This is a genomic window from Stenotrophomonas sp. S39, from assembly GCF_016624665.1.
Lineage (GTDB): Bacteria > Pseudomonadota > Gammaproteobacteria > Xanthomonadales > Xanthomonadaceae > Stenotrophomonas.
The window spans coordinates 21852-43379 of sequence record NZ_JACVTT010000035.1 but is presented as its reverse complement, the minus strand read 5'-3'; the positions used below and the strand labels follow the sequence as shown (position 1 = coordinate 43379).

The window sequence follows — 21528 nt, the reverse complement described above, 5'->3', positions numbered from 1 at the left end:
GCCGCATGGATGCGGCGACCGAGCTTACAGGGACGTACTTGCAGCGTCCCCTGCGCGGCCCACCCACCCGGCCAGCTCACTAGGCTGGTCGACTAACAGTCGACTCTACCACCAGCCACGAGGGGCTCCGCCGTTGGCCGTATCCCGCCGATAGGCGCGATAATGCCCGGATGGAAACCGTCCGCATCGCCACCCGCAAGAGCCCGCTCGCCCTCTGGCAGAGCGAACACGTCGCCGACCGCCTGCGCCAGGCCTACCCCGGCCTGCACGTGGAACTGGTGCCGATGAGCACCCGCGGCGATGAAGTGCTCGACCGCTCGCTGGCCGCCATCGGCGGCAAGGGCCTGTTCCTGAAGGAACTGGAGCTGGCCATGCTGCGCGGCGATGCCGACTGCGCGGTGCATTCGCTGAAGGATGTGCCGATGGAACTGGATGCGCCGTTCGCGCTGCCGGCCATGCTGACCCGCCACGACCCGGCCGATGGCTTCATCTCCAACCTGTATGCCTCGCTGGATGCACTGCCCATCGGCGCGCGCGTGGGTACGTCCTCGCTGCGCCGGCAGGCGCAGCTGCGCGCGCTGCGCCCGGACCTGCAGCTGCTGGACCTGCGCGGCAACGTCAACACACGCCTGGCCAAGCTCGACAACGGTGGCTACGACGCCATCGTGCTGGCCGTGGCCGGGCTGGAACGGCTGGGCCTGGGCGATCGCATCGTGGCCCGCCTGCAGCCGCCGCAGTGGCTGCCGGCGCCGGCACAGGGGGCGGTGGCGGTGGAGTGTGATGGTGGCAACGCGCGGCTGATGGAATTGTTCGCCCGCCTGGATGACGCCGATACCCGTGCCTGCGTGGAAGCGGAGCGGGCGATGAACCGCGCGCTGCATGGCAGCTGCCATGTGCCGGTGGCGGCCATCGCACAGTGGCAGGGCCAGGATCTGCACCTGCAGGGCATGGTCGGCAGTGCCAGTGATGGCCGCGCGGTGCGCGCCGAAGCCGTGGGCCCGGCCAGCGATCCGGAAACGCTGGGCCAGCAGGTGGCCAGGATGCTGCTGGACGGCGGTGCGGGCGAGCTGCTGAACGTCTGAACCGCGCGCCCGTAGAGTCGAGCTTGCTCGACTGGGCCGTTTGTAGAGTCGAGCTTGCTCGACTGGCTGGCCAACAGCAGTCGAGCAAGCTCGACTCTACAAATAAAGAACGGGCGCCCTGGGCGCCCGTTTCTCATTTGAACTTGTAGACCACGTTCATCGTGGTCAGCGTATCGGTCCGGCGCTTGTCGTCGGCCACATCGCTGTTGTAACGGGCCTGCCAGCCGGCCTTCAGGGCCAGGTGTTCGTTCATGCTCACCGACACGCCGAAATCGTTCTGGCCGAAGGTGTTGTACGAGCCCGATTCGACCAGCAGGTTGTTGACCAGGTCGGTGTTGCCGGTGATGGCGAACTTCAGCTCGAACTGGCCCTGGCCGATCAGGCCGGTGCGGGTGCGGTCGTCCTCGGTGCTGTGGGTGCGGCTGACACCCGGGCCCAGCAGGGCGTCGAAGGAGAGGCGCTCGGTGTTGATCAGGCGGGTACCGTAGCCCAGGCCGAACGAGCTGCGGCGATCATAGGTGGCGAAGTCATCGCGCTCGGTACGCACCTTGGCGAACAGCTGGCGGTGTTCGCCCAGCTGCAGCGCGCTGCCGGCGGCGCCGGTATAGCGGTTGGCCGTGGTGTTGTCGCGGCGGGAGGTGCTGCCGTCGTCGTTGGTCTCGGTCACCTTGGAGCTGGAGCGCAGGCCGAACAGGTCCATGGTGTGCACCCAGTCGCCATCGGTGTAGCGCAGGCGCAGGGCGCCGTTGAAGCTCTCGGTGCTGCTGTTGCCGCTGGCTGCGGCAAAGCCCAGTTCGCCACCGCTGCCGCTCCACGGCGAAGTCATCGCCGCCAGTTCGGAGGCATCCTGGGCATACGCCAGCGGCGCGCACAGCAGGAGGGGCACAAGCAGGGTCACGCGCAGGGACATCAAGGCTTCTCCGAAGCGGTTAACAACCCGTGATGATACTGGATGCGCCATAGCCGCCAGAACCGGTCGGAAGCAGCGCTTCAGCAGGCGTTACCGCCATCGCCCATTCAGGGGCGCTCGATGCGCAGTGCCGGGTCGTTGAAGCGCGAGTAGCGCAGGCGCAGCTGGTAGGGGCGGCCCTGGTTGCTGCCGCTGCGCACGATCTGCCGTGGCAGCCCCTGGTCGTCCACCCAGTATTCCAGCCGCTCGCCGGCCTCGCCCAGCAGGCGGTAGTGGCGGGTATCCACCCCGTCCAGCGACTGCCGGCCCAGATCCTCGGCCCGCAGCTCGGCTGCGGGGGCATCCTTGGGCAGCGGGCTGCGCCACTGCTCCATCAGGCCCGGCGGGGTCGGTACCTGCTGGATGGCGCTGCCGGCCTGCAGGAACATGGTGTCACCGATGATCGTCTGCAGCCCGGCCGGGGTCTGCACCCGGAAGCGGTCGGGCGCGACGAAGTCCATGGCGCTGCGCACCGGCTGCGCCGCACCCTGCAGGTCCAGTTCGGCGTGGAAGCTGCGCAGGCCGGCCAGGCGCTCGCTGGCGGCCAGCACCGCGTGCGCCGGCTCGGCGGCCGGTACCGGGGCGTCGGCGGCCGCCGGAGCGGGGGCGCGATCACAGGCGGCCAGCAGCAGGCAGGCCAGCAGGGGCAGGGCAGGCAGGCGGCGCATCGGGCGCTCCATGGGGGCGGGGGGCGCCCACGATAGCCCAAAGCCCCCACACAACGCCCGCGACTCGGACATAATCAGGGGCATGGACCGATACGAACGCATCACCGCCCTGCATCGTCTGCTCAAGTCCGCGCGCTATCCGGTGACGGTGGCGACCCTGCAGGACAAGCTCGGTTGTTCCCGTGCCACCGTCTACCGTGATCTGGCCTTCCTGCGCGACGCGCTGATGGCCCCGATCGAGGGCGACGGCGAGGCCGGCTTCCGCTACATGGCTGACGAGAGCGATCGCTTCGAGCTGCCCGGGCTGTGGCTCAGCTCGGAGGAGCTGCACGCCCTGCTGGCCTCGCAGCACCTGCTGGCGCGAACCGGCGGCGGCGTGCTGTCGTCGGTGCTGGCCCCGCTGCAGCAGCGCATCGAAAGCCTGCTGGCGGCCCAGGCCGGCGTCTCCAACTGGCCGGTGGACCGGGTGCGGGTGATCCCGCACCGCGGCCGCAAGTTCGATGAGGGCAGCTTCCGCACCGTTGCCTCGGCCGTGCTGGAGCGCAAGCAGCTGGCGTTCGAGTACCGCGCCCGCTCCACCGATGAGTCGACCCGGCGCACCGTCTCGCCGCAGCGCCTGACCCACTACCGCGACAACTGGTACCTGGATGCCTGGGACCACGACCGCGAAGCCCTGCGCAGCTTTGCCGTGGACCGCGTGCACAAGGCGCGGGTGGTCGACAGCGGTGCCCGCGACGTGGCCGAATCCGAGCTGGACGAACAGCTGGGTGCCAGCTACGGCATCTTCTCCGGCCAGCCCAAGGGCTGGGCGACCATCCTGTTCAGCGCCAAGGCCGCGCGCTGGGTGGCCGATGAGCACTGGCATTCCAAGCAGCAGGGCCGTTTCCTGCCCGATGGCCGCTACGAGCTGAAGGTGCCCTACAGCGTCTCGCGCGAGCTGCTGATGGACGTGCTGCATTACGGTTCCGATGCCGAGATCGTCGAGCCGGTGATGCTGCGCGAGCAGGCCAAGGCGCTGCTGGACCTGGCCCTGTCCAACTACGAAAACCCCTGATCCTCCCCCCGAGAGACCCGTTGCCCCCATGAAGAAGACCCTGTTGCTGCCCCTGTTCGCCGCTGCGCTGGCCCTGACCGCCTGCGGCAAGTCCGGTGAGCCTTCGCAGAAGCTGGTGGTGGCCGCCACCGCCGTGCCGCACGCGGAGATCCTGGAGGTGGTCAAGCCGATCCTCAAGGAGGAAGGCGTGGACCTGGACGTGCGCGTGTTCAACGACTACGTGCAGCCCAACGACCAGCTCGTGCAGAAGCAGGTGGACGCCAACTACTTCCAGACCGAGCCGTACCTGGATGCCTACAACCGCGACCGCAAGACCGACCTGACCAAGGTGATCGGCGTGCACATCGAACCCTTCGGTGCGTACTCGCGCAAGGTGAAGTCGCTGGCCGAACTGCGCGAAGGCGCCGACGTGGTCATTCCCAACGACCCGAGCAACAACAGCCGCGCGCTGATCCTGCTGCACAAGGCCGGCGTGATCGAGCTGAAGGACCCGAGCAACGCCCTGTCGACCCAGCGCGACATCATCGCCAACCCGAAGAAGCTGAAGTTCCGCGAGCTGGATTCGGCGATGCTGCCGCGCGTGCTGGACCAGGTCGACCTGGCCCTGATCAACACCAACTACGCGCTGGATGCGGGCCTGAACCCGACCCAGGACGCGCTGGCGATCGAGAGCAAGGACTCGCCGTACGTGAACTTCCTGGTCGCGCGCCCGGACAACAAGGACGACGCCCGCGTGCAGAAGCTGGCCAAGGCACTGACCAGCCCGCAGGTGAAGGCCTTCATCGAAACCAAGTACAAGGGCGCGGTGCTGCCGGCGTTCTGATGTAGAGGTAGCGCCGGGCCATGCCCGGCGGAATGGGTGTTCGCCGGGCATGGCCCGGCGCTACCGCCCTCAATCGACGTGGAAGGCGAGGGTGGCGGCCACGGCCTGCTGCCACCCGGCATACAGCCTCTCGCGTCGCGCCGGGTCCATCTTCGGCTCGAAGCGCTGGTCCAGGCCCCACTGCGCGGCAATCTGCTCGCGGCTTTCCCAGAACCCCACCGCCAGGCCGGCCAGGTAGGCCGCACCCAGCGCGGTGGTTTCGGTCAGCCGTGGTCGCAGCAGCGGTACGCCGAGGATGTCGGCCTGGAACCCGGCCAGGAAATCGTTGCCGATCGCACCGCCATCGGCGCGCAGTTCGCTCAGGGCAATGCCCGCATCGGACTGCATAGCATCGAGCACGTCACGCGTCTGGTAGGCCATCGCCTCCAGCGCAGCACGCACGAAGTGCGCCTTGCTGGTGCCCCGGGTCAGGCCGAACATCGCCCCGCGCACATCGCTGCGCCAGTACGGCGCGCCCAGGCCGACGAAGGCCGGCACGAGATAGACCCCGCCGCTGTCGTCCACCTTCGCTGCCAGTGCCTGGCTGTCGCTGGCGTGGTCGATCATGTGCAGCCCGTCGCGCAGCCACTGCACCACCGATCCAGCAATGAAGATCGACCCTTCCAGCGCATATTCCACGCGCCCGCCGATGCCCCAGGCGATGGTGGTCAGCAGGCCGTTGCGCGAGCGCACCGCCTGCGTGCCGGTGTGCATCAGCATGAAACAGCCGGTGCCGTAGGTGTTCTTGACCATGCCGGGCTGGAAACAGGCCTGGCCGAACAGCGCCGCCTGCTGGTCACCGGCGATGCCGGCGATCGGGATCGGGTGGTCGAAGAAGAACTGGGGCCGCGTATGCGCGTACACCGCGCTGGAATCGCGCACGCTGGGCAGCATCGCGCGCGGGATGTCCAGCAACGCCAGCAGGTCGTCGTCCCATTGCAGGGTGTGGATGTTGAACAGCAGGGTACGCGCGGCGTTGCTGTAGTCGGTCACGTGGGCCTGGCCGCCGCTCAGGTTCCACACCAGCCAGCTGTCGATGGTGCCGAACAGCAGTTCGCCACGTTCGGCGCGCTGCTGCGCACCGTCCACGTGGTCGAGGATCCAGCGCACCTTGGTGGCCGAGAAGTAGGCATCGATCAGCAGGCCGGTGCGCTCGCGGATAAGGGCTTCATGGCCATCGGCGCGCAGCCGCTCGCAGATGGCCTGGCTCTGCCGCGACTGCCAGACGATGGCATTGTGGATCGGCTGGCCGGTGGCGCGGTCCCACACCACGGTGGTTTCGCGCTGGTTGGTGATGCCCAGTGCGGCAATCTGCCGTGGGTCGATCTGCTCGCGGCTGAGCAGTTCGGTCATGGTTGCGTAGACGCTGGTGAGGATCTCGCGCGGATCGTGTTCCACCCAGCCCGGCTGCGGGAGCACCTGGCTGAATTCACGCTGCGCGCTGCCGACGATGTTGCCGCCACGGTCGAACAGGATCGCGCGCGAACTGGTGGTGCCCTGGTCGATGGCCAGCACGTAGCGGGGCGTCATGGGGCGTCTCCGGTGGTGGTGTTGGTAGAGTCGAGCTTGCTCGACTGGATCTCGCGTCAGTCGAGCAGGCTCGACTCTACCGTTTCTGCATCCACGCCTGCAGGCGTGCCACCTGCGCTGCATCCAGGCGCAGGCCCAGCTTGCTGCGTCGCCACAGCACGTCCTCGGCAGTCCATGCCCATTCGTGCTGCTGCAGCCAGGCCACCTCGCGCGCGTACAGGCCGCTGCCGAAGTCTTCCCCTAGGTCGGCCAGCGCGCTCGCGCCATCGATCAACGCCGCGCTGCGGCTGCCATAGGCTTCGGCCCAGCGCCGGGCGAGCGGGGCGGGCAGCCAGGGGGCGCGCCGCTGCAGCTGCCCACACGCCGCACCAGCATCGCCCCAGTCACTGCCGGGCAGGGCATCGCCGCGTGCCGTCCAGGCCGGGCCCATGCCGGGCAGGTGGGCACGCAGCAGATCCAGGGCTTCTTCGGCCAGCACGCGGTAGGTGGTCAGCTTGCCGCCCAGCACGTGCACGGCCGGTGCGCCACCGCCCTGCAACTGCAGCCGATAGTCGCGGCTCAGCTTCGCCGCCTGCGGATCGGTGGCGGCCAGCAGCGGGCGCACGCCGGCAAACTGCCAGACCACATCGGCGGCGTGGATCGGCTCGCGCAGGTAGCGGTTGGCGGCCGCGCACAGGTACTCCACTTCCGAGGGCAGGACGCTGCAGCGTGCCGGGTCGCCGCGGTAGTCGGTGTCGGTGGTGCCCACCAGCAGGTGATCGTGTGCGAACGGCAGCAGGAACACCACGCGTCCATCCGGCTGCTGCAGCAGGCAGGCACTGTGCGTGGGCCAGGGCCGGCGCAGAACGATATGGCTGCCCTGCACCAGGCGCAGCGCGGGCGAGCCGTCGCCCGGCAGCATGCGCTGCAGCAGGCCACCGGCCCACGGCCCGGCCGCGTTGGCCACGGCGCGGGCCTGCACGGTGTGGGTCCGGCCGTCGCGGTCTTCCAGCGTCGCCCGCCAGTGCGTGGGCGACTGCTGCAGATCCGTGCAGCGCGTACCGGTGAGGATGCGTGCGCCCCGGCCGGCGGCATCCAGCGCGTTGAGGACCACCAGCCGCGCATCGTCCACCTGTGCGTCGGCATAGCTGAAGGCCTCCTGCAGGTGCGGAGCCAGCCAGCTGCCGAGTGCATCGCCGGGCAGCTGCAGCGAGCGCGAGGTGGGGAAGGCCGGGCTGCACCGGCCCAGGTGGTCGTACAGCCACAGGCCCGCGCGCAGCATCCAGCGCGGCCGCAGGTGCGGTTCCCACGGCAGCACGAAGCGCAGCGGATGGACCAGGTAAGGCGCCTGCCGGCGCACCGTCTCACGCTCGCCCAGCGCCTTGCGCACCAGGCCGAACTCGCGTTGTTCCAGGTAGCGCAGGCCGCCGTGGACCAGCTTGCTGCTGGCACTGGAGGTGTGCGCGGCCAGATCATGCTGTTCGCACAGCAGCACGCGCAGGCCGCGGCCGCTGGCATCGCGGGCGATGCCGGTGCCGTTGATGCCACCGCCGATCACCAGCAGGTCGATTTCGTGCATGGTGCCCCCCAGACGTCAGTAGAGTCGAGCTTGCTCGACTGCCGTGAAAAGCAGTCGAGCAAGCTCGACTCTACAAAACAACAACGGGCCCCGCAGGGCCCGTCGTTTCAACACAGTGGAGCGGGGAACCGCTTAGAAGCGTGCGCCGATGCCGAAGCCCACGGTCCACGGGTCAAGCTTGGCTTCGCCAACCTTCTGGCCGGCAACCTTCAGGTCCGGGCGCGAGTGCATGTAGCGGGCATCGGCGCGGGCAAACCAGGTGGAGTTGATGTTCATGTCCACGCCCACCGTGCCGATGGCACCCTTGGCATCCTTCAGGCGGATGTCATCGCCGCCGGCGAAGTTTTCATTGCTGAAGGCCGACTGGAAGTAACCCACGCCCACGAACGGACGGAACACGTTGTCGGCCTGGCCGAAGTGGTACTGGCCGCTCAGCGCGACCGGCTGCTGTTCGACGCTGCCCAGGCGGGCATTGCCCGGACCCTTGACGCGGTGGTCGAACTTGTCGGCAGCGCCCCACAGCTCAACGGCCCAGTTGTCGTTGACGTAGTAGCTGAAGCTGACGGTCGGCGCCGGGCCGCCGTCGACCTTCTTGATGCCGTCGATCGGGTCATTCTTCGGCTGCAGCAGCGACACGCCGCCAACCACGGCAAAATGCCTGCCCGAGGCGGTGTCGGTGGCGCTGCTGTCCTGCGCGAATGCAGCAGGTGCGAAGGCAGCGGAGGTCAGCAGGGCGAGGCTCAGGATACGGATGGAACGCATGGGGGAATCTCCTGTCGTTTCTTTTTTTGGGCCCCCGGTTGCGGGGCGATGTCACCGTAGTCGCCCCAACATGAATCGAATCCGACGCGCGTTAAAATTTGGTTCCAACTGTTCAGCGGGCAGCGCGAAAACGCTGTTTTAAAGGGGTTTTGGATAGATGCGATCGTTCATGCAGTTGGAGGAAACGTGAGCAGCGATGCGTTGTGCATCGGCCTGCCTGCGCGCGTGGCGGTCGATTGCCGCGTGCTCGTGCTCGGCTCGATGCCCGGTGTCGCGTCGCTGCAGGAACAGCAGTACTACGCGCATCCGCGCAACCGCTTCTGGCCGTTGCTCGGTGATCTGTGCGGGTTCGATCCGGCGCTCGCCTACGAGGCGCGGCTGCGCGCGCTGGCCGACGCCGGTGTCGGCCTGTGGGATGTGATCGGCCAGTGCCAGCGGCGCGGCAGCCTGGATGCGGACATCGTGCGCGGGTCGGAAGTGCCCAATGCGCTGCCCGCACTGATCGCCGGCCTGCCGGGGTTGCGCCTGGTCGCCTGCAATGGCGGCGCGGCCTGGCAGGCGCTGCAGCGCTGGGTTGTGCCGGATCTGGCGGCATCGCCGGCCCTGCTCGCGCTGCCGTCCACCAGCCCGGCCAATGCCGCGTGGTCCTTGCCGCGCCTGCGCCAGGCCTGGCAGCCGCTGGCTGACGCGCTGGCGACATGAAGCGGACATCGTCGGGACAATACGCTACCGACTGGAAGTGCCCGCGGGCCTTTGGCAACAGCGTGTCCCGGCGGCGTGCGTACTGAAAACACCTGTAACGGTTGGCGCTGGCCCCCGCTGGCCGCACAATAGACGTTTCCCTACACCAGATTGCCGGAGTTATCCCCATGGCCGAAATCAAGGAAGCACTTGTCCCCGATATCGGTGACTACAGCGATATCCCGGTAATCGAGGTGCTTGTCGCCGTCGGCGACACGGTCAAGAAGGACCAGGGCCTGGTGACGCTGGAAAGCGACAAGGCCACGATGGAAGTGCCGTCCTCGGTCGCCGGTGTGGTCAAGGAAATCAAGGTCAAGGTCGGCGACAACCTCTCCGAGGGCAAGGTCGTGGCCCTGATCGAAGTGGCTGAAGGCGAGGCTGCCAAGCCCGCCGCTCCGGCCCCGGCCAAGGCCGCTGCCCCGGCTGCCGCCACCCAGAGCGCCCCGGCCCCGGCCGCTGCTGCGCCGGCCGCCCCGGCTGCCAGCGGCGGTGCCGTTGAAGCGCTGGTGCCGGACATCGGCGATTACACCGACATCCCGGTCATCGAAGTGCTGGTCGCCGTCGGCGACACGGTCAAGAAGGACCAGGGCCTGGTCACGCTGGAAAGCGACAAGGCCACCATGGAAGTGCCGTCCTCGGTCGCTGGCGTGGTCAAGGAACTGAAGGTCAAGGTCGGCGACAACCTGTCGCAGGGTGCCGTGGTCGCCATCATCGAGGCCGAGGGCGCTGCCGCGCCGGCCCCGAGCAAGGCCGCCGCTGCCGCTGCCCCGGCCGCCGCCGAAACCGCCACCAAGGTCGAGCCGGTCGCCGTTCCGGCCCAGCCGGACAAGCTGGCCGCCCGCGAGATCGCCTCGGCCGGTACCCCGGCCAGCCCGCCGGTGCAGTTCAACGCCGATGGCGTGCTGCCGGCCAAGGTGCCGTATGCCACCCCGGCCGTGCGCGTGTTCGCCCGCGAACTGGGCGTGGACCTGCTGCAGATCAGCGGCACCGAGAAGGGCGGCCGCATCACCAAGGGTGACGTGCAGAAGTTCGTCAAGGCCGCGCTGAGCGGTGGCGTGCCGGCTGCTGCCGGTGCTGCCGTCGCCGCCGGTGGTGGCCTGAACCTGCTGCCGTGGCCGAAGGTCGACTTCAGCAAGTTCGGCGAGACCGAAGTGCAGCCGCTGTCGCGCATCAAGAAGATTTCCGGTGCCAACCTCGCCCGCAACTGGGCGATGATTCCGCACGTCACCCAGTTCGAACAGGCCGACATCACCGACCTGGAAGGCCTGCGCGTGGCGCTGAACAAGGAAAACGAGAAGGCCGGCATCAAGCTGACCATGCTCGCCTTCCTGATCAAGGCCAGCGCCGCGGCGCTGAAGAAGTTCCCGGAATTCAACGCCTCGCTCGATGCCAGCGGTGAAAACCTGACCCTGAAGAAGTACTTCCACATCGGCTTCGCCGCCGATACGCCGAACGGCCTGGTCGTGCCGGTCATCCGCGACGTGGACAAGAAGGGCGTGGTGCAGATCGCGCAGGAAACCACCGAACTGGCCAAGAAGGCACGTGACGGCAAGCTGGGCCCGGCCGACATGAGCGGCGGCTGCTTCTCGATCAGCTCGCTGGGCGGCATCGGCGGCACCGCGTTCACCCCGATCGTCAACGCACCGGAAGTGGCCATCCTCGGCGTCTCCAAGTCCGCCATCCAGCCGGTCTGGAACGGCAAGGAATTCGCGCCGAAGCTGATGCTGCCGCTGTCGCTGAGCTACGACCACCGCGTCATCGATGGCGCCCTGGCCGCACGCTTCACCACGTACCTGTCGCAGGTACTGGCCGACATGCGCCGCGTGCTGCTGTAAGGCACCGCTTCGCCCCCACCGTGCGGCCGCTGCCCCCTGGCGCGGCCGCGTGAACAGATGCAGTGACAGCCCGCCGGCGCCGCCGGCCGGGCACGAGGAAAACCACCATGGCCACGATTGAAGTCAAGGTTCCCGACATCGGCGATTACAGCGATGTGCCGGTGATCGAAGTGTTGGTCGCCGTCGGCGATACGGTGAAGAAGGATCAGGGTCTGGTGACCCTGGAATCGGACAAGGCCACCCTGGAAGTGCCGTCCTCGGCCGCCGGCGTGGTCAAGGAAATCAAGGTCAAGCTGGGCGACACCCTGTCCGAAGGCGCCGTGGTCGTGGTGCTGGACGCTGAAGGCGCCGCCGAAGCCCCGGCCAAGGCCGCTGCACCGGCCCCGGCCGCCGCCGCCCCGGCCAGCAAGCCGCCGGTGACCCCGTCGCACCGCGCCCCGGCCGAACCGGCTGCGCCGAAGCCGGCGCTGTCCAGTGGCAAGCCGGCCGACATTGAATGCGAAATGGTCGTGCTGGGCTCGGGCCCGGGCGGCTACACCGCTGCCTTCCGCGCCGCCGACGTCGGCCTGGACACCGTGCTGGTCGAGCGCTACGCCAGCCTCGGCGGCGTCTGCCTCAACGTGGGCTGCATCCCGTCCAAGGCCCTGCTGCACGCCGCAGCGGTCATCGACGAAGTCGCCCATGCCGGTGATTTCGGCGTCGAGTTCGGCAAGCCGACCATCACCCTGGACAAGCTGCGCCAGTACAAGGAAAAGGTCGTCAATCAGCTGACCAAGGGCCTGGCCGGCATGGCCAAGCAGCGCAAGGTCCGCAGCGTGCAGGGCGTCGGCAAGTTCATCTCGGCCAACGAACTGGAAATCACCGCAGCTGACGGCAGCACCCAGCTGCTGCGCTTCCAGAAGTGCATCATCGCCGCCGGTTCGCAGGCGGTGAAGCTGCCCAACTTCCCGTGGGACGACAAGCGCGTGATGGATTCCACCGACGCGCTGGAGCTGGCCGAAGTGCCGGGCTCGCTGCTGGTCGTCGGCGGCGGCATCATCGGCCTGGAAATGGCCACCGTGTATGGCGCGCTGGGCAGCAAGGTCACCGTGGTCGAGTTCATGGACCAGCTGATGCCGGGCGCCGACAAGGACCTGGTCAAGCCGCTGGCCGACCGCCTGAAGAAGCAGGGCATCGAAGTGCACCTGAAGACCAAGGCCTCGGGCGTCACCGCCGATGCCAAGGGCATCACCGTCACCTTCGAAGCCGCCGAGGAAGGCCAGTCGCCGGCCCTGGCGCAGGGCACCTTCGACCGCGTGCTGGTGGCCGTGGGCCGCTCGCCGAACGGCAAGAAGATCGATGCCGAGAAGGCGGGCGTGCAGGTCACCGAGCGTGGCTTCATCCCGGTCGATCGCCAGATGCGCACCAACGTGCCGCACATCTTTGCCATCGGCGACATCGTCGGCAACCCGATGCTGGCCCACAAGGCCACGCATGAGGGCAAGCTGGCTGCCGAAGTGGCCGCCGGCCACAAGAAGGAATGGGTCGCCCGCGTGATTCCGTCGGTGGCCTACACCAACCCGGAAATCGCCTGGGTCGGCGTCACCGAGACCGAAGCCAAGGCCAAGGGCCTGAAGGTCGGCGTGGCCAAGTTCCCGTGGGCCGCCAGCGGTCGCGCGATCGGCATCGGCCGTACCGAGGGTTTCACCAAGCTGATCTTCGACGAAGAGACCCACCGCATCATCGGTGGTGCCATCGTCGGCGTGCACGCCGGTGACCTGCTGGCCGAGATCGGCCTGGCCATCGAGATGGGTGCCGAAGCCGAAGACATCGGCCACACCATCCACGCCCACCCGACGCTGAGCGAATCGGTGGCGATGGCGTCGGAAATCTACGACGGCACGATCACCGATCTGTACCTCCCCAAAAAGAAGTAGCGCCGGGCCACGCCCGGCGGGCACTTCGCGAAACACGGAAAACCCGGCGAAAGCCGGGTTTTTTGTTGCTGCGCCAGCTTCGCCTAGAGGGTGGACCAGCAGCTGTCCAGGTAATGATCCGGCGGCAGGCCCGCCCGTGCTTTCCGCTCTGCGTCGGCCAGCGAAGACGCCATCACCCGGAATATATAAGGCTGCGCAACGTACCTCGCCCAGGCTTTGCACACGTACTGGCGTTCGGCAAATACCCCTGCAAGGGGGGGCGGAGCGGCCGAAGCAGGAACGGCAGCGGCCAGGGCGAGCGACAGCAGGCAGGAGACAGGCAGGGCAATCTTTTTCATGGGAATGGTCCTGTGTTCACGGAGGCCGCCAGGGCATGCGCGTGACATCGCATGGCGGCGGAATTCAGGCTACGCAGAACAGGGCAGGGGAAAAGAGTCTTATGCGAGCGGAAACGTCGCAATCGACATCAGTGTCGAAATCTGTGTGGCAGCTACCAATCGGCATCTGACACGAACGAAAAACCCGGCGAAAGCCGGGTTTTTTGTTGCCCGCACGGGGGCGGCGGCATAAAAAAACGCGGCGCCGGTTGCCCGGGCGCCGCGATGGAGAGAGCTCTTTAACGCTCGATCAGAAGGTCAAGCTGATGCCGGCAATCGGACCCTTGAACTCCTGCTTCAGGCCGACCACGCCGTCGCTGCCCTTCTGGTCAACGTCCAGCTTGAACCAGTCGTAGCCGGCGAACACGCCGAAGGTCTCGGTGAAGCGGTATTCGACGATGGCGTTGGCGCGGCTCAGGTCGCCGTCGTAGTCATCGAAGCTGCCCCACTTGGTATTCAGGTACTGGCCCTGGATGTTGATCAGCCAGCGGTCGGCCGGAGTGAAGCTCAGGCGGGCGCCGACCACCGGCGCCACGCCGCTCTCGCTCTCGTCCAGGAAGCGGCCGTTGTAGACGTTGCCCAGGTCGGCAAAGCCTTTGGCGCTGACCTTGGCCCATTCGGCACCCAGCTGCAGGCCGAGGTCGAACTTTTCGGTGTCCACCACCGAGTAGTCATACACCAGGCTGGCGACCTGGTACTTCAGCTCGGCCTTGACGAAGCTGCCTTCCGGAACGTTGATCTGGCCGAAGGCGATGCCGTCATCCAGCGTCTCGCGGCGGTCCTTGTCCCACTTGAAGTAGTCGAAGATCAGGCGCTGGCGGTCGCTGACGCGGAACACGCCGTCAATGCGCGGCTCCCATTCCTTGCCACCCATCTTGAAATCTTCGCTGACATTGACGTCCTGGCCGGCGACAGTGGTGTTGCCGCGGATGGTGTTGTCGTTCTCGATGTTCATCGCACCCACGCGCAGCGTGAAGCGCGGATCGCCTTCCGCAGCGTGGGCAGCATTGGCAAACGACGCGCCGGCGGCGAGCAGCGAGAGGGCGAGCAGGGTGGGTACGGGGCGCATCGCAGAGTCCTTGCAGTGGTTAATTCGGAATGAAGGCCACTGTGCCGGACGTGCACGTCCACCCTACGTGAACGTATGGTCCACGTTGCGTGGACGGTTCAGCGCCGTCATGCCGCTGCAAAGAAGATGGCCCCGGAGCGGACTACGGGGCCATCCTGGGACCTGCGGGGCGATGCGTCGACGAGGTTGCTGCAGGCAGGTCGAAAGATAGGACAGGGCGCGCGCGGGAAAGTTCCGCAGCCTGCGACCAAAGTTGAATGCGCTGCGCTGCAACATGGTGCGGACGCTATTGTCCCCCCTGTGGGCCGTAAAAATCCTGCCGATTCGGCAACTTGCGGCTCCGGGGATGAACAGGCAGCGGTTGTCTCACAAATTGTCCCATTGCTATAATTTGGCGGCTCGATGAGGCACGCACGCTGTAACGGCCTCCGCCCTTCACAAGAACCATGTGGGACATCCTGTGCTGAACTCCGTTGAAGCGGGTCGGCGACTGATGCTGCGCGCCGCGGTCTATCCGCTGGTCGCAGTGGCTGTCCTGGCCCTGGCATTCCTGCTGCTGGCGGGGCAGAAGGCCGCACTGGGTGCGCTGCTGTCCGGCGTGGCGGTCTCGGCCGGGGGTTGGGTGGCGGCGCGGATGGCACTGAGCGGGGGTGCGGTCGCGGCAGGTTCGGCGATGGCTCGACTGATCATTGCGGTTGTTGCGAAGTGGGCAGTCGTTTTCGGCGTCCTGCTGGCGGGTTTCCTGGTCTTCAAGCTGCCTGCATTGGCGCTGTTGGCCGGAATCGCCGTCGGTTTGATGTTCCAGGTCCTGGCTCTGGCCAGGCGTTGACAGAATTCAATTAACTAAGGTTCCGGACACATGGCGGGCGAGGCTCTAACCCCTACCAGCTACATCCAGCATCACCTGCAGAACCTGACCGCACCGGTCGGCAACGGCGAAGGAATGTTCTGGCACATCCACGTCGATACCTTCCTCACCGCCGTCCTGATGGGCCTGGTGATCGTGGTCGCGTTCTGGATGGGTACCCGCAAGGCCACCGCCGGCGTGCCGGGCAAGTGGCAGGCGTTCGTGGAAATCTGCCTGGAGTTCGTTGACCGCCAGGCCAAGGACACCTACCACGGCAAGAGCAAGCTGGTCACGCCGATCGCCATCACCATCTTCTTCTGGATTCTGCTGATGAATCTGCTGAAGATGATCCCGGCCGATTTCATCGCCAAGCCGCTGGAAATGGCCGGCGTGCACTACTGGAAGCCGGTTCCGACCGCTGACGTCAACGCCACCCTGGGCATGGCCTTCAGCGTGTTCTTCCTGATGCTGTTCTTCGCGCTGAAGTCGAAGGGCCTGCTGGGCTTCATCAAGGAATTCCTGACGGCGCCGTTCGGCAAGTGGATGATGCCGTTCAACCTGATCCTCAACATCGTCGAGTGGCTGAGCAAGCCGATCTCGCTGGCGATGCGACTGTTCGGCAACATGTTCGGCGGCGAAATCGTGTTCCTGCTGATCTGGGTGCTGGGTGGTGCCGGTTTCTTCGGTGCCATTGCCGGTGGTGCATTCGGTCTGGGCTGGATGCTGTTCCACCTGCTGGTGATCCCGCTGCAGGCCTTCATCTTCATGATGCTGTCGATCGTGTACCTGAGCCTGTCGGAAGACGCTCACTGAGTTTCAAGCTTCAACCAGTTTCACCTTCATCCGTTTCATCACCCTTAGCAACTTAGTTCCTGGAGATAACCATGTACTTCGCCGTCCTGACCAACTTCGCGCAGATTCAGAGCTCCACCGCCCTTGCCGTCGGCATCATGATCGGCCTGGCCGCGCTGGGCGCTGGCCTGGGTCTGGCCATCATGGCTGGTAAGTTCCTGGAGTCGGCCGCCCGCCAGCCGGAACTGATCCCGGTCCTGCAGGTCCGCATGTTCATCACCGCCGGCCTGATCGACGCCGCGTTCATCATCTCGGTCGCCGTCGGCCTGCTGCTGGCCTTCGCCAACCCGCTGTCGGCTGCCTTTGCTGGCGCCGTCACCAAGGCTCTGGCCGGCTGATACAGCGGTTTGAGACGACCGGGTGCTGATGCACCCGGTTTCGGATGAAGGCCGGATGCGCCGCTTCGGCGGCGCGTCCACCCCGAAACCAGCGATCGAGCTAACCATGAATATCAATTTCACCCTTCTTGCGCAGGCGCTCGCCTTCGCTGGTCTGATCTGGATCATCGCGACCAAGATCTGGCCGCCGCTGATGAACGCGATCGAAGAGCGCCAGCAGAAGATCGCTGAAGGCCTCGCTGCTGCCGACCGCAGCCAGAAAGATCTGGCCCAGGCGCAGGAGAAGGTCAACGAAGCGCTGAAAGAAGCACGCACCAAGGCCAACGAGATCATCGACCAGGCCCACGCGCGCGCCAACCAGATCGTTGATGCTGCCCGTAACGAAGCGATCACCGAAGCCACCCGTCAGAAGGAACTGGCCCAGGCTGAGATCGACGCCGCCGCCAACCGTGCCCGTGAAGATCTGCGCAAGCAGGTGTCCGCGCTGGCCGTGACCGGTGCCGAAAAGCTGCTCAAGCGCGAAATCGACGCCAACGCCCACAAGGCGCTGCTCGACGAGCTGGCCTCGGAGATCTAAGGATGAGCCAGGCCCTCACGCTTGCCCGCCCGTACGCCCGCGCCGCCTTCGCGACCGCGCGTGACGAAGGCACGTTCGCGCCGTGGTCGGACGCCCTGGCGTTCTCCGCCCACGTCGCCGCCGACCCGCGCGTGGCGGCCCTGCTCGCCAACCCGGAGCTGGGTCGCGACGAAGCCGTCGCACTGCTGGCACCGGAAACCCACGGTGAGACCTACTCGCGTTTCCTCGCCGTGCTGGCCGAATCGCATCGTCTGCCGCTGCTGCCGGAAATCGCTGGCATGTTCGACGCCCTGCGCGCCGAAGCCGAGCACGTGGTCAAGGCCACGGTGACCTCGGCGGCCGAACTGTCGGCCGGTGAGCTGGACGCGATCAAGGTCGCGCTGCGCAAGCGCTTCAACCGCGAGGTCGAAGTGACCACCGCGGTCGATGCCTCGCTGATCGGCGGTGCCGTCATCGACGCCGGCGACGTGGTCATCGATGGTTCGCTGAAGGGCAAGCTGGCCCGTCTGCAGACCGCGCTCGCTAACTGAATTCATTTAACGTCCGGCCCCGCTGCCGGCACTAGGACTTGACGATGGCAACCACGCTCAACCCCTCCGAAATCAGCGAACTGATCAAGAACCGCATCGAGAAGGTCAAGCTGGCCGCGGAATCGCGCAACGAAGGCACCGTGACCAGCGTGTCCGACGGCATCGTGCGCATCTTCGGTCTGGCCGACGTGATGCAGGGCGAAATGATCGAACTGCCGAACAACACCTTCGCCCTGGCCCTGAACCTGGAGCGCGACTCGGTCGGCGCCGTGGTCCTGGGTGACTACGAGCACCTGCGCGAAGGCGACGTCGCCAAGACCACCGGCCGCATCCTGGAAGTGCCGGTCGGTCCGGAACTGCTGGGCCGCGTCGTGAACGCGCTGGGCGAGCCGATCGACGGCAAGGGCCCGCTGGGCACCGACCTGACCGCTCCGGTGGAGCGCGTTGCTCCGGGCGTGATCTGGCGCAAGTCGGTCGACCAGCCGGTGCAGACCGGTTACAAGTCGGTCGACTCGATGATCCCGATCGGCCGTGGCCAGCGCGAGCTGATCATCGGCGACCGCCAGACCGGCAAGACCGCGATGGCCATCGATGCGGTGATCAACCAGAAGGGCACCGGCATCAAGTGCGTGTACGTTGCGATCGGCCAGAAGGCTTCGACCATCGCCAACATCGTGCGCAAGCTGGAAGAAAACGGCGCACTGGCCCACACGGTCGTCGTTGCCGCCACCGCTTCCGAATCGGCTGCCATGCAGTACATCAGCGCCTACTCGGGCTGCACCATGGGTGAGTACTTCATGGACCGCGGCGAAGACGCGCTGATCGTGTACGACGATCTGTCCAAGCAGGCCGTGGCCTACCGCCAGATCTCGCTGCTGCTGAAGCGCCCGCCGGGCCGTGAAGCCTACCCGGGTGACGTGTTCTACCTGCACTCCCGTCTGCTCGAGCGCGCAGCCCGCGTGTCCGAGGAGTACGTCGAGAAGTTCACCGAAGGCAAGGTCACCGGCAAGACCGGTTCGCTGACCGCGCTGCCGATCATCGAAACCCAGGCCGGCGACGTGTCCGCCTTCGTTCCGACCAACGTGATCTCGATCACCGACGGCCAGATCTTCCTGGAAACCGACCTGTTCAACGCCGGCATCCGCCCGGCCGTGAACGCCGGTATCTCGGTGTCGCGCGTCGGTGGCTCGGCCCAGACCAAGATCATCAAGAAGCTGTCGGGCGGCATCCGTATCTCGCTGGCCCAGTACCGTGAGCTGGCTGCGTTCGCGCAGTTCGCCTCGGACCTGGACGAAGCGACCCGCAAGCAGCTGGAGCGTGGCCAGCGCGTCACCGAGCTGATGAAGCAGAAGCAGTACGCGCCGATGTCGATCGCCAACCAGGCACTGTCGATCTACGCCGTCAACGAGGGTTACCTCGACGACGTGCCGGTCAACAAGCTGCTGGCCTTCGAAGAAGGCCTGCACGCCCACTTCGCCAACACCCAGGGCGAGCTGGTCGGCAAGGTCAACGCCACCGGCGGTTGGGACAACGACATCGAAGGTGCCTTCAAGAAGGGCATCGCCGAGTTCAAGACCACCGGCAGCTGGTAAGACAGACGTGTGGCGGGGCCAGGCCCCGCTACACCGTTGATTGCAGCGGGGCATCGCCCCGCTCTACGGGAATCAAAGATGGCAAGCGGACGCGAAATCAAAACCAAGATCAAGAGCGTGCAGAACACCCGCAAGGTGACGCGCGCCCTGGAAATGGTCTCGGCCTCCAAGATCCGCAAGGCGCAGGATCGGATGAAGACCTCGCGTCCGTACGCGCAGGCGATGAAGCAGGTGATCGGCCACCTGGCCCAGGCCAGCACCGATTACCAGCATCCGTTCCTGGTCGAGCGCGAGCAGGTCAAGCGGGTCGGGTTCATCGTGATCTCCTCCGATCGCGGCCTGGCTGGCGGCCTCAACAACAACCTGTTCCGCAAGATGCTGGGCGAAGCCAAGGCATGGCAGGACAAGGGTGCTGAAGTGGACCTGGTGACCATCGGCCAGAAGGCATCGACCTTCTTCCGCCGCGTGAAGGTCAACATGGTCGGCAGCGTGACCCACATCGGCGACGTGCCGAAGCTGGAATCGCTGATCGGTGTGATCAAGGTCATGCTCGACGCCTTCACCGAAGGCAAGATCGACCGCGTGTACCTGGTCTACAACCGCTTCGTGAACACCATGGTGCAGAAGGCCAGCTTCGATCAGCTGCTGCCGCTGCCGCCGGCTGAAAAGCAGGTCGCCCACCATGACTGGGACTACCTGTACGAACCCGATGCCGCGACCGTGCTGGAGCACGTGATGACGCGTTACATCGAATCGCTGGTGTACCAGGCACTGCTGGAAAACGTCGCCTCCGAACATGCCGCACGCATGGTCGCGATGAAGGCGGCGAGCGACAACGCCAACAAGCTGATCGGCACCCTGCAGCTCGTCTACAACAAGGCGCGCCAGGCAGCGATCACCCAGGAAATCTCCGAAATCGTCGGCGGCGCGGCAGCAGTCTGACCGCGTTCGTTCAAAGCACACATTTAGAGGATGCAGCAATGAGTCAGGGCAAGATCGTTCAGATCATCGGCGCGGTCGTCGACGTCGAATTCCCGCGTGAGTCGGTGCCGAAGGTGTATGACGCACTGAAGGTCGAAAACACCGAAATCACCCTCGAAGTCCAGCAGCAGCTGGGCGACGGCGTGGTGCGTACCATCGCCCTCGGTTCCACCGACGGCCTGAAGCGCAACCTGGTGGCCGTCAACACCGACCGCGGCATCTCCGTGCCGGTCGGCGCTGGCACCCTGGGCCGCATCATGGACGTGCTGGGCCGTCCGATCGACGAAGCCGGCCCGGTGGCCGCCAGCGACAGCTGGGAAATCCACCGTGCGGCCCCGTCGTACGAAGACCAGTCCCCGGCCACCGAACTGCTGGAAACCGGCATCAAGGTCATCGACCTGATGTGCCCGTTCGCCAAGGGCGGCAAGGTCGGCCTGTTCGGCGGCGCCGGCGTCGGCAAGACCGTCAACATGATGGAACTGATCAACAACATCGCCAAGGCGCACAGCGGTCTGTCCGTGTTCGCCGGCGTGGGTGAGCGTACCCGTGAGGGCAACGACTTCTACCACGAAATGAAGGACTCCAACGTCCTCGACAAGGTGGCGATGGTGTACGGCCAGATGAACGAGCCGCCGGGCAACCGTCTGCGCGTCGCCCTGACCGGCCTGACCATGGCCGAGTACTTCCGCGACGAGAAGGACGAAAACGGCAAGGGTAAGGACGTCCTGCTGTTCGTCGACAACATCTACCGCTACACCCTGGCCGGTACCGAAGTCTCGGCACTGCTGGGCCGTATGCCGTCCGCCGTGGGTTACCAGCCGACCCTGGCCGAGGAAATGGGCGTCCTGCAGGAGCGCATCACCTCGACCAAGAACGGTTCGATCACCTCGATCCAGGCCGTCTACGTTCCCGCGGATGACTTGACCGATCCGTCGCCGGCGACCACCTTCGCCCACCTGGACTCGACCGTCACCCTGTCGCGTTCGATCGCCTCGCTGGGTATCTACCCGGCCGTCGATCCGCTGGACTCCACCAGCCGCCAGATGGACCCGCTGGTCATCGGCCACGAGCACTACGACACCGCCCAGCGCGTCCAGCAGACCCTGCAGAAGTACAAGGAACTGAAGGACATCATCGCCATCCTGGGCATGGACGAACTGTCCGAAGAAGACAAGCAGGCCGTGTCGCGCGCCCGCAAGATCGAGCGCTTCTTCAGCCAGCCGTTCCACGTGGCCGAAGTGTTCACCGGTTCGCCGGGCAAGTACGTGTCGCTGAAGGACACCATCCGTGGCTTCAAGGCCATTGTCGATGGTGAGTACGATCACCTGCCGGAGCAGGCGTTCTACATGGTCGGCAGCATCGAAGAAGCGGTCGAGAAGGCCAAGAAGATGGCTGAGAAGGCCTGATC

Annotated in this window: 21 protein-coding genes; 14 read left to right on the top strand and 7 right to left on the bottom strand. The window is 66.2% G+C overall.

Annotated elements, in window-relative coordinates:
* Positions 1-170: 170 nt before the first annotated feature.
* Complete coding sequence (gene hemC, locus IAE41_RS11135; RefSeq protein ID WP_108758931.1) at positions 171-1082, top strand: hydroxymethylbilane synthase; 912 nt, start codon at positions 171-173, stop codon at positions 1080-1082.
* A gap of 133 nt (positions 1083-1215) precedes the next feature.
* Here hemC and IAE41_RS11130 read toward each other — a convergent pair whose 3' ends face one another.
* Positions 1216-1992 (bottom strand): DUF481 domain-containing protein, encoded by a 777-nt coding sequence (locus IAE41_RS11130; protein WP_108758930.1) that lies wholly within the window; start codon positions 1990-1992, stop codon positions 1216-1218.
* A 107-nt stretch (positions 1993-2099) separates the two neighbouring features.
* Positions 2100-2699, bottom strand: coding sequence for a hypothetical protein (locus tag IAE41_RS11125; RefSeq protein ID WP_200733161.1), 600 nt, complete (start codon positions 2697-2699; stop codon positions 2100-2102).
* Positions 2700-2781: 82 nt separating this feature from the next.
* Here IAE41_RS11125 and IAE41_RS11120 point away from each other — a divergent pair, with 82 nt between their 5' ends.
* Positions 2782-3753, top strand: a complete 972-nt coding sequence (locus tag IAE41_RS11120; RefSeq protein ID WP_200733160.1) for a YafY family protein — start codon at positions 2782-2784, stop codon at positions 3751-3753.
* Between the two features lie 28 nt (positions 3754-3781).
* Positions 3782-4576, top strand: coding sequence for a MetQ/NlpA family ABC transporter substrate-binding protein (locus IAE41_RS11115; protein WP_200733159.1), 795 nt, complete (start codon positions 3782-3784; stop codon positions 4574-4576).
* A 69-nt stretch (positions 4577-4645) separates the two neighbouring features.
* Here the strand turns inward: IAE41_RS11115 and glpK are convergent, their stop codons facing one another.
* The 3 genes from glpK to IAE41_RS11100 all read right to left on the bottom strand — a co-directional run bounded on the left by glpK (position 4646) and on the right by IAE41_RS11100 (position 8465).
* Positions 4646-6145: a glycerol kinase GlpK gene (gene glpK, locus IAE41_RS11110; protein ID WP_200733158.1), complete on the bottom strand. Its 1500-nt coding sequence runs from the start codon at positions 6143-6145 to the stop codon at positions 4646-4648.
* Between the two features lie 76 nt (positions 6146-6221).
* Positions 6222-7703 carry a glycerol-3-phosphate dehydrogenase gene (gene glpD, locus IAE41_RS11105; RefSeq protein WP_200733157.1) on the bottom strand — a complete coding sequence of 494 codons (1482 nt, stop codon included), beginning with the start codon at positions 7701-7703 and terminating at the stop codon, positions 6222-6224.
* A 132-nt stretch (positions 7704-7835) separates the two neighbouring features.
* Positions 7836-8465, bottom strand: coding sequence for an OmpW family outer membrane protein (locus IAE41_RS11100; RefSeq protein ID WP_200733156.1), 630 nt, complete (start codon positions 8463-8465; stop codon positions 7836-7838).
* 186 nt (positions 8466-8651) lie between these two features.
* On the opposite strand from IAE41_RS11100, the gene IAE41_RS11095 reads away from it, so the two are divergent.
* The 3 genes from IAE41_RS11095 (at position 8652) to lpdA (ending at position 12957) form a co-directional block, all read left to right on the top strand.
* Positions 8652-9167: a DNA-deoxyinosine glycosylase gene (locus tag IAE41_RS11095; protein ID WP_200733155.1), complete on the top strand. Its 516-nt coding sequence runs from the start codon at positions 8652-8654 to the stop codon at positions 9165-9167.
* A gap of 167 nt (positions 9168-9334) precedes the next feature.
* Positions 9335-11041, top strand: a complete 1707-nt coding sequence (gene aceF / locus IAE41_RS11090) for a dihydrolipoyllysine-residue acetyltransferase (protein WP_200733154.1) — start codon at positions 9335-9337, stop codon at positions 11039-11041.
* A gap of 107 nt (positions 11042-11148) precedes the next feature.
* On the top strand, positions 11149-12957 hold the full coding sequence (lpdA, locus tag IAE41_RS11085) for a dihydrolipoyl dehydrogenase (protein WP_200733153.1): 1809 nt from the start codon (positions 11149-11151) through the stop codon (positions 12955-12957).
* Between the two features lie 83 nt (positions 12958-13040).
* Here lpdA and IAE41_RS11080 read toward each other — a convergent pair whose 3' ends face one another.
* Both IAE41_RS11080 and IAE41_RS11075 read right to left on the bottom strand, forming a co-directional pair.
* On the bottom strand, positions 13041-13295 hold the full coding sequence (locus tag IAE41_RS11080) for a hypothetical protein (RefSeq protein ID WP_200733152.1): 255 nt from the start codon (positions 13293-13295) through the stop codon (positions 13041-13043).
* Between the two features lie 289 nt (positions 13296-13584).
* Positions 13585-14403: a hypothetical protein gene (locus IAE41_RS11075; RefSeq protein ID WP_200733151.1), complete on the bottom strand. Its 819-nt coding sequence runs from the start codon at positions 14401-14403 to the stop codon at positions 13585-13587.
* A gap of 493 nt (positions 14404-14896) precedes the next feature.
* On the opposite strand from IAE41_RS11075, the gene IAE41_RS11070 reads away from it, so the two are divergent.
* The 8 genes from IAE41_RS11070 (at position 14897) to atpD (ending at position 21526) form a co-directional block, all read left to right on the top strand.
* On the top strand, positions 14897-15232 hold the full coding sequence (locus tag IAE41_RS11070) for a hypothetical protein (protein WP_079223564.1): 336 nt from the start codon (positions 14897-14899) through the stop codon (positions 15230-15232).
* Positions 15233-15262: 30 nt separating this feature from the next.
* Positions 15263-16063 carry a F0F1 ATP synthase subunit A gene (gene atpB / locus IAE41_RS11065; RefSeq protein WP_079223562.1) on the top strand — a complete coding sequence of 267 codons (801 nt, stop codon included), beginning with the start codon at positions 15263-15265 and terminating at the stop codon, positions 16061-16063.
* A 71-nt stretch (positions 16064-16134) separates the two neighbouring features.
* Positions 16135-16440 carry a F0F1 ATP synthase subunit C gene (gene atpE, locus IAE41_RS11060; protein WP_005411133.1) on the top strand — a complete coding sequence of 102 codons (306 nt, stop codon included), beginning with the start codon at positions 16135-16137 and terminating at the stop codon, positions 16438-16440.
* Positions 16441-16546: 106 nt separating this feature from the next.
* Positions 16547-17017: a F0F1 ATP synthase subunit B gene (locus tag IAE41_RS11055; RefSeq protein ID WP_005419512.1), complete on the top strand. Its 471-nt coding sequence runs from the start codon at positions 16547-16549 to the stop codon at positions 17015-17017.
* Positions 17018-17019: 2 nt separating this feature from the next.
* On the top strand, positions 17020-17547 hold the full coding sequence (locus IAE41_RS11050) for a F0F1 ATP synthase subunit delta (protein ID WP_108747434.1): 528 nt from the start codon (positions 17020-17022) through the stop codon (positions 17545-17547).
* A gap of 44 nt (positions 17548-17591) precedes the next feature.
* Positions 17592-19139, top strand: coding sequence for a F0F1 ATP synthase subunit alpha (gene atpA, locus IAE41_RS11045; protein ID WP_108747433.1), 1548 nt, complete (start codon positions 17592-17594; stop codon positions 19137-19139).
* Between the two features lie 78 nt (positions 19140-19217).
* Positions 19218-20081, top strand: a complete 864-nt coding sequence (gene atpG / locus IAE41_RS11040) for a F0F1 ATP synthase subunit gamma (RefSeq protein WP_005411129.1) — start codon at positions 19218-19220, stop codon at positions 20079-20081.
* A gap of 38 nt (positions 20082-20119) precedes the next feature.
* Positions 20120-21526, top strand: coding sequence for a F0F1 ATP synthase subunit beta (gene atpD, locus IAE41_RS11035; RefSeq protein ID WP_079223556.1), 1407 nt, complete (start codon positions 20120-20122; stop codon positions 21524-21526).
* Positions 21527-21528 lie beyond the last annotated feature (2 nt).